At 68.2% G+C, this 11,691-nt stretch carries 10 protein-coding genes; 7 read left to right on the top strand and 3 right to left on the bottom strand.

All coding sequences use genetic code 11. The features are described 5' to 3' along the window. The first annotated feature begins 12 nt into the window (after window positions 1–12). The 3 genes from ACSC1Q_RS41840 to ACSC1Q_RS41850 all read left to right on the top strand — a co-directional run bounded on the left by ACSC1Q_RS41840 (window position 13) and on the right by ACSC1Q_RS41850 (window position 1,745). A complete protein-coding gene (locus tag ACSC1Q_RS41840; RefSeq protein WP_329094229.1) occupies window positions 13–189 on the top strand; it encodes a DUF6104 family protein in 177 nt (58 codons plus the stop codon). Between the two features lie 72 nt (window positions 190–261). After that, on the top strand, window positions 262–1,059 hold the full coding sequence (locus ACSC1Q_RS41845; RefSeq protein ID WP_436764304.1) for a DUF4097 family beta strand repeat-containing protein: 798 nt from the start codon (window positions 262–264) through the stop codon (window positions 1,057–1,059). After that, the gene (locus ACSC1Q_RS41850; RefSeq protein WP_436764305.1) at window positions 1,056–1,745 is read left to right on the top strand and encodes a PadR family transcriptional regulator; all 690 of its coding nucleotides are present in this window, start codon (window positions 1,056–1,058) and stop codon (window positions 1,743–1,745) included. The genes ACSC1Q_RS41845 and ACSC1Q_RS41850 overlap by 4 nt, the downstream gene beginning before the upstream one ends. Before the next feature lie 21 nt (window positions 1,746–1,766). Here ACSC1Q_RS41850 and ACSC1Q_RS41855 read toward each other — a convergent pair whose 3' ends face one another. Together ACSC1Q_RS41855 and ACSC1Q_RS41860 are read right to left on the bottom strand one after the other, a co-directional pair. Next, window positions 1,767–2,729 carry a zinc-binding dehydrogenase gene (locus ACSC1Q_RS41855; protein WP_436764306.1) on the bottom strand — a complete coding sequence of 321 codons (963 nt, stop codon included), beginning with the start codon at window positions 2,727–2,729 and terminating at the stop codon, window positions 1,767–1,769. A gap of 294 nt (window positions 2,730–3,023) precedes the next feature. Continuing rightward, the gene (locus ACSC1Q_RS41860) at window positions 3,024–3,905 is read right to left on the bottom strand and encodes a hypothetical protein (RefSeq protein ID WP_436764307.1); all 882 of its coding nucleotides are present in this window, start codon (window positions 3,903–3,905) and stop codon (window positions 3,024–3,026) included. Between the two features lie 775 nt (window positions 3,906–4,680). On the opposite strand from ACSC1Q_RS41860, the gene ACSC1Q_RS41865 reads away from it, so the two are divergent. After that, the gene (locus ACSC1Q_RS41865; protein WP_436764308.1) at window positions 4,681–5,796 is read left to right on the top strand and encodes a trypsin-like serine peptidase; all 1,116 of its coding nucleotides are present in this window, start codon (window positions 4,681–4,683) and stop codon (window positions 5,794–5,796) included. A 245-nt stretch (window positions 5,797–6,041) separates the two neighbouring features. On the opposite strand, the gene ACSC1Q_RS41870 is transcribed toward ACSC1Q_RS41865, so the two are convergent. Beyond that, window positions 6,042–6,554: an SSI family serine proteinase inhibitor gene (locus ACSC1Q_RS41870; protein ID WP_436764309.1), complete on the bottom strand. Its 513-nt coding sequence runs from the start codon at window positions 6,552–6,554 to the stop codon at window positions 6,042–6,044. A gap of 473 nt (window positions 6,555–7,027) precedes the next feature. Here ACSC1Q_RS41870 and ACSC1Q_RS41875 point away from each other — a divergent pair, with 473 nt between their 5' ends. The 3 genes from ACSC1Q_RS41875 to ACSC1Q_RS41885 all read left to right on the top strand — a co-directional run bounded on the left by ACSC1Q_RS41875 (window position 7,028) and on the right by ACSC1Q_RS41885 (window position 11,335). Next, window positions 7,028–8,587 (top strand): trypsin-like serine peptidase, encoded by a 1,560-nt coding sequence (locus ACSC1Q_RS41875; protein ID WP_436764310.1) that lies wholly within the window; start codon window positions 7,028–7,030, stop codon window positions 8,585–8,587. A gap of 233 nt (window positions 8,588–8,820) precedes the next feature. Next, window positions 8,821–10,044 (top strand): trypsin-like serine peptidase, encoded by a 1,224-nt coding sequence (locus ACSC1Q_RS41880; RefSeq protein WP_436764311.1) that lies wholly within the window; start codon window positions 8,821–8,823, stop codon window positions 10,042–10,044. 130 nt (window positions 10,045–10,174) lie between these two features. Beyond that, window positions 10,175–11,335: a trypsin-like serine peptidase gene (locus tag ACSC1Q_RS41885; RefSeq protein ID WP_436764312.1), complete on the top strand. Its 1,161-nt coding sequence runs from the start codon at window positions 10,175–10,177 to the stop codon at window positions 11,333–11,335. The last annotated feature ends 356 nt before the right edge of the window (window positions 11,336–11,691 follow it).

Here is an 11,691-nt window from a genome sequence, read left to right on the forward strand (position 1 = left end):
AAGGAGAACGCGATGTACTTCACCGATCGGGGCATCGAGGAGCTCGTCGCGCGCCGGGGCGAGGAGGAGGTCACCGTCGTGTGGCTCGCCGAGCGGCTGCGCGAGTTCGTCGACCTCAACCCCGACTTCGAGACGCCGGTGGAACGGCTGGCCACCTGGCTGGCCCGGCTGGACGACGAGGACGACTGAGAAAAACGCGATATATCTTGACCTTCCGATTGACGCGACATATCGTGTTCAGTACAAGGAGGTCACCACATCATGCGGCAATGGACGATCGAGAAGCCAGAGCAGCTCACCTTCGACTCCGTCAGGAAACTCAACGTGCGCATCGTGGCGGGGAAGCTGGCGGTGCTCGCCAGCGACGGTCCTCCCACGCTTGAGGTCACCGAGATCGACAGCCCTCCGCTGCTCGTCACCCACGACGACGACGGCACGCTCACCGTCACCTACAAGGACCTCACCTGGGACGGCCTGCTGGGCTGGCTGCGCCCCGGCAACCGCCGGGCCACGATCGCGCTGACCGTGCCGAAGGACTGCCCGGTCAACGTGGGGGTCGTCTCCGCGTCCGCGGTCGTCGCCGGGTTCGAGGACCGCACCTCGGTCAGGAGCGTCTCGGGGGAGATCGTGCTCGACGGGGTGAGCGGCGAGATCAACGCCGACACCGTCTCCGGCGCCGTGGAGAGCCGCGGCCTGGTCGGCGACCTGTCGTTCAAGAGCCTCTCCGGCGATCTCACCGTCGCCCAGGGCACCCCCCGGCGGCTGAGCGTCACCACCGTCTCCGGCCGGATCACCGCCGACCTGGAGCTCCCGCCGACCGGCCACGTCACGATGAACAGCGTCTCCGGCGACATCGTGCTCCGGCTCCCGCACGCGGTCGAGACCGACGTCAAGATCCGTTCCACCTCGGGCAGGCTCGACGCGGCCTTCCCCGAACTCGACCACTCCGCACAGCCCGGCGCGAAGACACTGGGCGGCCGGATCGGTGGCGGCATGGCGTCACTGACGGCCAACACCGTCTCCGCCGACGTCACTCTCCTGAAGGGAGCCCAGGCATGAGCCCGGTCTTCGGCCACGGAAGGCTCCGGCTCTATCTCCTGAAGCTGCTGGAGGAGAGCCCGCGCCACGGCTACGAGGTGATCCGGCTGCTCCAGGATCGCTTCCTCGGCGTCTACTCCCCGTCCCCCGGCACGATCTACCCGCGCCTGGCCCGCCTGGAGGAGGAGGGCCTGGTCACCCACGAGGTCGTGGACGGCAAGAAGGTCTTCACCATCAGCGACCGGGGCCGCGACGAGCTCAACGAGCGGCTCGACGAGCTCGCCGACCTGGAGCGGGAGATCTCCGACTCCGTCCGCGACATCGCCCGCGAGGTCAAGGAGGACGTACGCGACACGGTCAAGTCGCTGCGCGAGGAGCTCACCCAGATGGCGCGCGACGTGCGCCAGGGCCCCGAGCAGGACTCGCGCAGGGCCTGGCGCGAGCAGAAGACGGAGTGGCAGCGCCAGAAGCGCGACTGGCAGCGCCAGACCGGTGAGTGGAAGGACGAGTGGAAGCGCATCTGGGCCGACGGCTTCACCGGCGAGGGGTCGCGCGACGGAGACGCCCGGCTCGGGCAGATGCTGGCCGAGTTCGTCGAGGAGGTCCGCAGGGACGCGGCGGCCGCGCAGGTCGGCGAGGAGACCCTGGCGACCGCCCAGGACGCCCTGTACGACGCGGCCCGCCGCATCCGCGACGCGCTCCGATGATCTTCTCGGGATCCGCCGGGCTCACCCCGGCAGGGTGAAGACGACCTTCCCGAAGAGGTCGCCCTCGTGCATCGCCGCGAAGCCCTCGCGGGCCTCGGCCAGCGGGAGGGAGCGGTCGATCAGCGGGCGAGTGCCGGTCTGCTCCAGGAAGCGGGCCAGCCTGCCCAGCTGGTCGCGGGTGCCCATGGTGGAGCCGATCACCGACAGCTGCAGGAAGAAGACGCGGTTCAGGTCGGCCGGTGGGACGGCGCCGCTGGTCGCACCGGAGATCACGACCCGGCCGCCGGGACGCAGTGCCTTCAGCGAGTGCGCCCAGGTGGCCTGACCGACGGTCTCCATCACCGCGTCGACCCTCTCGGGCAGCCGGGCACCGCTCTCGAAGACCTGGTCGGCGCCCAGCTCCAGGGCCCGCGCCCGCTTCTCCTCCGAACGGCTGGTCGCCCAGACCCGGTATCCCCCGGCCCGGCCCAGCAGGATCAGCGCGGTGGCCACGCCGCCGCCCGCCCCCTGGACCAGCACGGTCGAGCCGGGTTCGAGCCCGGCCTTGTCGAACAGCATCCGGTAGGCGGTCAGCCAGGCCGTCGGCAGGCAGGCGGCCTCCTCGAAGCTGAGCGCGGCGGGCTTGGGCACGAGGTTGCGCCGGGGCACGACGACCCGCTCGGCGAGGGTGCCGTCGTGTTTCTCCGAGAGCAGCGAGCGTTTCGGGTCGAGCGTCTCGTCGGCACCGCTGCCGATCACCGAGTGCACGATGACCTCGTTCCCGTCCTCGTCGAGCCCGGCGGCGTCGGTGCCGAGCACCATCGGGAGCTGCTCCTGGCGGAGGCCTATCCCCCGCAGGCTGAACAGGTCGTGGTGGTTGAGCGAGGCGGCCCGCACCGTGACGGTGGTCCACCCGCCGGGAACCTCGGGTTCCGGGCGCTCACCGAGCGTGAGACCGGCGAGGGGGTTGTCGGAATCGATCCGCGTGGCGGTTACAGCGAACATGGCCGCACCCTACGCCGTCCACACGCCGACCACCGCGCACGGGGCCGCCCGCACATCCTCCGCGTGGCGACCACCGGGACCGGAGGCCCCTCACGCCCTCCCGTGGCGGTTACGGCGAACGTGGCCGTACCCTGCGCGGTCCACACGCCGACCACCGCGCACGGGGCCATTCCACACTCCGCGTGGCGGTTGCGGCGAACGTGGCCGTATCTCACGCGTTCGGACGGCTGCCGCGAACGGCGCGTCCTCCGCCGCTCGCACGGCGACCGCAACGCACGAGCGCACGGGCGGCCGTCACGTTGTCCGTCTGACGGTTATGCCCGCCATGGTCCGCTCGACGTGTCCCCGTTCTCCCGAGGCCGCGACGTACACGCCGTCCTGACACGCCTCCGCGGAGAAGCGGCGCCGCTGTTCGATGACGGAGAGCTCGATCGACGTGACGTCGCAGCCCGGCACCGGAGCCAGCACCAGCAGCGTCTCCCTGGCCCCGCCGAACCACAGCTGCGGTCCCAGCGGCTCGCCGTCGAGGATCTCCCCCTGCGTGGCCAGCCGCACCGGGGACGTGGCGTCGAGCACGAGGTAGCCGCCCTTGGTCACCTTGCCGCGCAGGTTGCGCGCCCAGAGCATGCGCTGCTCGAAGGGCATGCCGTCCTTGAGATCGCGCAGTGCCACGAACCACGGGTCGAACGCGAACAGCAGCACCTCGCCCTCGGCGGGACTCATCGGATGCCAGAGGGTGACCCGTTTGGCCAGCTGCCTGATCATCGGCTGTCCTCGGGAGACCCCCGCCGGGCCGCCCGACGGCACGGTCAGCTGGCGGTACGGGCCGGTGTCGCCGTCGAGCCGGCCCGACATCGCGGGCCGGACCCCCAGCTCGGCCAGGCCGAGCTCCGCCGGGTAGCTCACCTCCGCCGCCGAGCCGTCGGGGAAGACCACGTCGAGGATCTCCCTGCCGCCCTTCTGACGGAACCTCGGGTGGAGCACGTTCGGGGCGTCCTCCGCGACGGCTCCCGCCCGCGTGGGCACCGGCGGCGGGAACGACGGCGAGACCGCGTCCGGCCGCTCCCGGCCCAGCAGGTTCCACACCACGAGCGCGACCAGCGCGGCGACGCCGATCCAGCGCCACGGCCCCTGCCGGGACCTCTCCTCGATGATGTCGTGCTGACCACCGGCCACGTCCTCGGCCGCCTCCTGCAGAAGGTACGGTTCCCGGCCCCATCTTCGGGGTCCGGCGGTCTCGGCGCCCGCGTCAGTACCGTCACGAATCAGAATCGATGCCCCGGGCGGACGACACCGAGGAGAGGACACCGAGGGGACGGCACCGGGGAGGCGGCACCGGGGAGGGTCCACCGTCACACCGCGGCGCCCGTGACGCGAGGCCCGGCGTCCGTATCTTGGAGGCCCGGCGCCCGTGTCCTGAACCCCGGCGGCCGGCGCCCGACACCCGACGCGCCCGACGCCCGGGGCACGGGACCCTCGCTCCGGTGCCCTGTGGCGTTTCGGTGTCCGTGTTCCGGAGGTCACGTAGCGGGATCCGTGGTGCGGCATCCCTTTCCCGGGACCGATGTTCCGGTATTCGTCTCGCCCTCGCGATCACCCGTGACGACGTCACCGGAAAACGACCGCAGGACACCGGGGTGCGGCATTGGGAGCGTCACCGTGTCCAGCGTCCCAAAGGGGGCGGAGTTGCCCGAGAAACCTTCGGCAATCACTGTGACCGGTGATGACGGCGGTTCCCCTGCGATCACCCGGCAACCACGATGAGCTGCGGAAATGCTTATTCGTTAAGCTATAACAAATGGCTATTTAAATAACAAGACAGCATCGGATGGAACCATCTCAGACTTTTTCCCGTCAATTCCTGCCTGCCGCTCGATCCAGTCAGTAACGTTCCGATCGTTTTCCCGGCGAGGAGAAGTCCCGTCTCCGCGCTGAGAACGAAAGGAGCTTCATGAATTCCCGAGCACGGCGCCTCACGATCCCCCTCACCGGCGTTCTCATGATCGCCGGAGTGATCGGCGCCACCACCGGTGCCAACGCCGGTACGGCCCCTAAGGACGTGGTCAGTTCCCAGGCCTCGGAGACGGCCAACCAGGCCACCTCCTTCTGGTCGCCCGAGCGGATGCGCAAGGCCACCGACGCCACCGGCGACCTCGACCTGAGCGTCAAGGGCGGCAAGGCCTCCAAGGCGGCGGGCCCCGACGGCCCCGGCGGGTCGGTCCCGCCGATCGGCGCGGAGGGCGCCAAGTCCTCCAAGAGCAAGCAGGTGAACCTGCCCAACACCGTCGGGCGCGTCTTCTTCACCCTGCCCGGCGCCAACCCGGCGGACCCGAAGAGCTGGAAGTACTGCTCCGGCAGTTCGATCCAGGGCAAGTACCGCAACGTGGTCGCCACCTCCGCGCACTGCGTCTACGACGTGAAGACCAACCAGTTCTACGACAACTGGATCTTCATCCCGTCCTACTGGGACGGCAACCAGGCGTGGGACGGCAAGAACCCCTACGGCATCTACGCGGCCAAGTGGTTCAACGCGCACGACGACTTCGTCGTGAAGGAGGACTACGACTACGACTACGCCTTCGTCAACGTCCACTCCGGGTTCAAGGTGAACTGGGAGAAGGACAAGGACAACAAGTGGAAGCCGGTCATCAAGACCGTCGGCCGTCTCGGCGACAACGTCGGCGGCCAGGGCTTCGCCTGGAACCAGAAGGTCAAGAACGCGGTCTTCTCCTTCGGCTACCCGGCCGGTCTGCACCCCGACGGTGACAAGCCCTACTCCGGCCGCACGATGAAGTGGTGCTACGGCACGACCGGCGCCATGCCGGCCGCGCCGAAGTACAACGTCCAGGAGCACGTCGGCTTCAAGTGCGCCTTCACCGCGGGCGCGAGCGGCGGCCCCTGGATCTACAAGTACAAGAGCTCCAGCCGGACCGGCTACCTGGTCGGCGTCAACAGCATCGCCTGGGACACCGACAAGAACGACCGGTACGACAAGATCTCCTCGCCGTACTTCAACAGCGACACCTACAAGGTCTACAAGGCCGCGGCCAACCGCTGGACCAGCTGACCCGTACGACCGGCTGACCGTAAGGCCATTCGGCCGGCCGGGGTGAACGAGCGTCAACGAGCGTCAACGCGCAGGGCCCGGTCCCAGGACCGGGCCCTGCCTCAAAAAGGCTCGAAAAGACTTGAAAAGGTTGAAAAGGGCGCCCACGAACCTGACCGCCCACGGAAGACGCGACGGCCACGAACCTGACCGCTTCCGGAAGGCGCGACGGCCGCGAACCCGGCCGCTCCCGGAGGGTACGGCGGCTACGAACCAGGTCGCCGGATCGTTCCGGGGAACGTTTGGAGCGGCGGTCCGGGAAGGGTCTCCACCGCGCCGGGCGCGTTCCATTCGGCCCCCGCCCGACGAGGGTCGCCTCCAAGGGCGAAGACCCCTCCGGTGGCGGCCCGCAGCGCGCAGGGGCTGCCGTAGGTGCGTTCGAACCGGATGAAACGGCTGTTCCAGATCCCGCTGGCGGTCACCGTGACCGGGTCGTACTGCAGCGTGCACGCCACGCCCGTCCTCGGCCTGAGCCTGGCGGGATCGCCCCGCACCTCGGTCAGCGCCTCGCAGGCACGGACCGCGTCGGGGTGGGTGCCGCCGGGCCGGTCGCACAGCAGCAGGGCGTGGCCCGCCACGGGCAGGGGCTTGTCCCCCCGCGCGAGGCTCAGCACGAGCGCCCTGGCGTTGCGCGGGGGCCTGACGTTGGGAAACGGTTCGGCCGGCCGGGGCATGACGTGGGCGGGCTCGCCCGGCTGGAGCGGGAGCGGCCTCGCCACCTGCGGCCCCGAGTCACCGGAGCGGGGGTAAGGCCTCGTCTCCTGCCAACCGGGACCGGGGTCGCGAGGCGGCGTCGCGGACGCCACGGCCGTACCTGAGAGACCTGAGAGCTGGAAGAGGCCGACAACGGCCAGACAGAGAAGACGCCGCATGAGATCCCCCGAGATGACGTGTGACACGGATGCCGGCTCAGCCTGCCCCCCGTCGCTCTCGCGGGACACCGAGAAGCCTCGGTGTTTCCGCAGTTCATACGGTCACATGACCCGCGCGGGACTTCTCGATCAAGTTCAGGTAGATCAGACGGGCTCCGAGGATTCTCGGTTCCACGGATTTAGTAACAAAAATATAACGGTCCGACCGCTTGCCCGATTTATAGCTTTTTAACCCATCTTTGCCGAGTACGGTCACCTCTTGTCTCTTTACGCATGCGTGGGTTGCGTCCCGAGTGACCCATGACAAAGAAGGAGCTCCATTGAACTCCCGAGCCAAGCGCCTCGTCCTCCCTCTCGGTGGCGCTCTCGCCGCCGCCACGATGATCGGCGCCTCCCTCCCCGCCACCGCCCAGGCGAGCACGGCCGACCCCGACATCAAGTCGTCGGCGCTCACCCCCTCCGGTAACGCGAAGGCCATCGCGGGCTACTGGACCGCCTCGAAGCTGAAGTCGGCGACGACCTACCTCTCCGACTCCACCGTTTCCGCCAAGCTGAACAAGACCGGTGCCGCCAGGGCCGCCGCCGACGGCAAGCCCGGCGTGGTCGCCCCGACCGGTGAGGGCGGCAAGACCGCGGGCAAGTCGCGGAACGTGAACCTCCCGATCACCGTCGGCAAGGTCTTCTTCGTCGACGACAAGGGCAAGGAGCGTTGGTGCTCCGGCACCTCCGTGCAGTCGAAGTACCGCAACCTGGTCGCCACCGCCGGCCACTGTGTCTACGACACCGACACGAACAAGCCGTTCGGCAACTTCGTGTTCATCCCCGGCTACTACCAGGGCAAGGCTCCCTGGGGCATCTACGTCGGCGCCAAGGTCAACACCCACGACGACTTCACGGTCTACGAGGACTACGACTACGACTACGCCTTCGTCAACGTCTACAACGGCATCAAGCAGCAGGCCGAGAAGGAGGTCGACTACAAGACCTTCAGGGCGCACGTCGACAAGGGCGGGGTCGGTCGCGAGGCCGCCAGCACGGTCGACTTCGCGACCTACGACAAGTGGACCCAGAAGGGCGGCCTGGGCAAGGTCGAGAACGTCTCCTCCGAGGACGAGGCCGGCCCGCAGTACAAGGGCGCCCTCGCCGTCGCGGCCGAGACCGACAAGGAGACCTGGGAGAAGGCCACCGGTGAGGTCTACGGCCTGAAGGACGACAAGGTCACGCTCAAGGGCCAGACACTGCCGCAGGCCGACTGGCCCAAGGCCGGTTCCAAGCTCGAGACCCGCGTCGAGAACGTCACCAAGTCCGAGTACGACGCCTACAAGGGCCTCGGCTACCGGAAGATCGACGCCAAGGGCAACTACACCATCACGTACTACTTCGTGGTGAAGTACATCAAGAAGACCGCGTCCGTGAAGTACGTGATCTACCGCCACTACATCTCGACGGTGGCCGACGCCGGCCGCCTCGGCGACAACGTCGGCGGCCAGGGCTTCAGCTGGAACCAGAAGCTGGGCAAGAAGGTCTTCACGTTCGGCTACCCGACCTCGGCCCACCTCGACGGCGACAAGCCGTACTCCGGTCACACCCAGAAGTGGTGCTACGGCACGACCGGCGCCGCGCCCGTCGTGTCGGCCTACAAGGCCGAGGAGCACCAGGCGATCAAGTGCGCCTTCACCCCGGGTGCCAGTGGCGGTCCCTTCCTGCTGCAGTACAAGAACAGCACGCGGACCGGCTACCTCAACGGTGTCGTGAGCCTGACGGTCGACAGCGACGGCAACAAGCGCTACGACCGCGTCACCACGCCGTACTTCAACGGTGACACGTACGGCATATACAAGCACGCCGCCAACCTCTGGACCGGGAAGCTCCCCGCCTAGACACGGGCCTCGTGAACGCGGAAGGGCCCGGTGCGCACCGGGCCCTTTCCGGCCTTCACGGGGTGCTTATACACCTTCAGCCACACTGACCAGATAACAGAGTATGAGCGGATCGGTCCAACGAACTGCCCAAAACTAAGTTGATCTGGAAAAATCGTCCCTTGCGCCTCTGATAGCCCTCCGAAGCGCCTCCGGTAGCTCCCCGAACTTCAGGATCCCCCGAAAGGAACCCCATGTCCTCCCGCGCCCGGCGGATCACGGCCGCACTCGGCGGGCTGGTCGCCGCCTGTGTGACCATGACGTCCGCGTTCGCCGGGAGCGCCGCGGCCACCCCGCTGGACGGGGTGCCCAACGGGATCACCTCGATCACCCTGACCAAGAGCAGCGCCGACATGAGGCGGATCGCGGAGTACTGGAGCCCGGCGAGGCTCAAGCAGGCGATGGACAACGTGCCCGCCTCGCCCGGGATGAAGAACGACGGCCCCCCCGCGTCTGCGTCGCCCACCTCGGCGGCCACCCCGGGAGGCGCGACGGCCGGGAGCGCCACGGCCGCCGCGGCGTCCGCCGGCGGGGAGTCCGCCACCGCGACGGCCGTGACCGCGGAGACCGGCACGACCACCGGCGGGAAGGGATCCACCGCGCCGAGAGGCTCCGCGCCGGTCGTCAAGCCGACCCTGCCGAAGAAGCGGGCCCCGGCCTCCGGCAGCTCGCCGGTGACCGTGGGCAAGGTGTTCTTCCGGATCGGCGCCAAGGACTACTGGTGTTCGGCCTCCTCCGTGGCCGCGACCAACCGCAACCTGGTCGCCACGGCCGGACACTGCGCCTACGACGCCAAGACGGGCAGCCAGGCCGAGTACTGGATCTTCATCCCCGGCTACGACAAGGGCGACACCCCGTACGGCATCTACATCGGCCACTCGCTCAACCTGCACGAGGACTTCGTCGGCAGGGGTGACTACGACTACGACTACGCGTTCGTCACCGTGCACGACGGCTTCAGGTGGAAGGCCGGCAAGACGTCCGGCAGCTACGAGATGGAGAGCGTCGGAAGCCTGGAGGACAACGTCGGCGGGCAGGGCCTGGCGACCAACCGCGGCGCCGGCCTGGCCTCCCTCGCCTTCGGCTACCCCGCCGGCCCGCACCCCGACGGCAGCAGGCCCTACAACGGGCAGCAGCTGAAGTCGTGCCGCGGGCTCACCATCAAGGTGAAGGCCCCCACCCGCCTGGTCGAGCAGGGCGTCGCCCTGGCCTGCACGTTCACCAACGGCGCGAGCGGCGGCCCCTGGCTGATCTTCTACGACGGCAAGAACGCCGTCGGCTATCTCAACGGCGTCAACAGCTTCGCCTGGGACGTCAACGCCGACCGCAAGTACGACAGGATCTCCTCCCCGTACTTCATCGCGTCGACCTACGCCGTCTATCACTGGGCCGCGACCCAGCAGGCGCCCCGATCATAACGCCGCCTTAAGGGAACCTTAAGAGACCCTTATGCGGGGTTTGCTCCCTCGCTCTCTGCATAGGTTCGTAGCTTGTCGTCCCGCAGTTCCCGGACCTCCGGGAACGTTGCAGCGCAAGGAGCTCTTGTTCATGAAGCACTTTCTTCTCCCCCTCGGTGGCGCCGCAGCAGCCACCGCCCTGCTCGCCACCGGCCTGACCGGAACGGCCCAGGCCGCCCCCGACTGGGCGACGGACCCCCTGGCCAAGAACAACTCCTCCGCGGTCTCGGTCGTCGACTTCTGGGCCGCCTCGAACTTCGCCGCCCTGAAGAAGGCCACCGTCTACAACCCCGACCCCGGCGGCCCGAAGATGAAGGTCGGCGGCGGCTTCTCCCCCGACGGCAGGCCCGGCACCGTCGGCCCGACCGGCTCGGGGAAGGCCCCGTCCGGCCGCGTCAAGAACGTCAACCTGCCCAAGACCATCGGCAAGGTCTTCTTCGTCGTGAACGGCCAGTACCGCTGGTGCTCGGCCACCTCGATCCAGGGCAAGTACCGCAACCTGGTCGCCACGGCCGGGCACTGCGTCTACGACCCGGGCAGCAACAGCGACACCCTCGACAAGTGGGTCTTCGTCCCCGGCTACTACCAGGGCAAGACCCCGTGGGGCATCTACGTCGGCAAGTCGGCGTGGACGCACTACGACTTCGCCAACTTCGAGGACTACGACAAGGACTACGCCTTCGTCACGGTCTACAACGGCGTCGCCTTCAACGGGGTCAAGCAGGTCACCAAGAGCGAGTACAACGGGTTCACCGGGCCGAAGTGGTCACGTGGCTCGCACTACTACATCCTGCTCTCCAAGGATGTCGGCCGCCTGGGCGACAACGTCGGCGGTCAGGGCTTCACCTGGAACCAGAAGACCGGCAAGACCGTCTACGTCTTCGGTTACCCCTCGGCCCCGCACCCCGACGGCGACAGGCCCTACAGCGGCGTGACGCCCAAGTACGTGTACGGCAAGACGTCGGGCAAGGAGTACGTCTCGGCGGCCGAGAAGGTCGAGGAGCACGTCGGCCTCAAGGGCGCCTTCACCCCGGGCGCCGACGGCGGCCCGTGGATCTCGCAGTACAGCAGCTCCAGGCGGCTCGGCTACGTCAACGGCGTGACCAGCCTCTTCGGCGACCAGGACCAGAACGACCGCTACGACCTGATCACCTCGCCGTACTTCGACGGCGAGACCGCCGACATCTACCGCAAGGCCGCCGGCGTGTGGTCGGGCAGGATCGTCGGCCCGAACGGCGAGCTCTACAAGTAGTCCACGGGCCCCGGGAAGGGCCTTCCGTCTCTGGATCACAGCGGGACCCGGCGCACGGCGCCGCGTCCCGCACCCGTTTCCGGGGGCGGGGAGAGCGGATACGGCGGTGTCTCGCGCCGCGAATCGTCGCGTTAGACGTGCTTGAGCCGAAATCGGTGCCATCGATCTGATGTGATCCGCGTCACATAAGCGTCGCAACTCATCGTTATCATCCGGTTACCGGAAAAACGCCGATCTCGTCCCAAGGACATGCCTATCTGGGGAAATGATCCACTCTTTCCCCGTAGACCACACCGGCATCAGGAGTGCCTAAACATCACGAAACGGTCTCGGACTACCAAGGCCGTCCGTTTGCC

It is taken from the genome of Streptosporangium heterodermiicola (assembly GCF_051390675.1).
Classification (GTDB): domain Bacteria; phylum Actinomycetota; class Actinomycetes; order Streptosporangiales; family Streptosporangiaceae; genus Streptosporangium.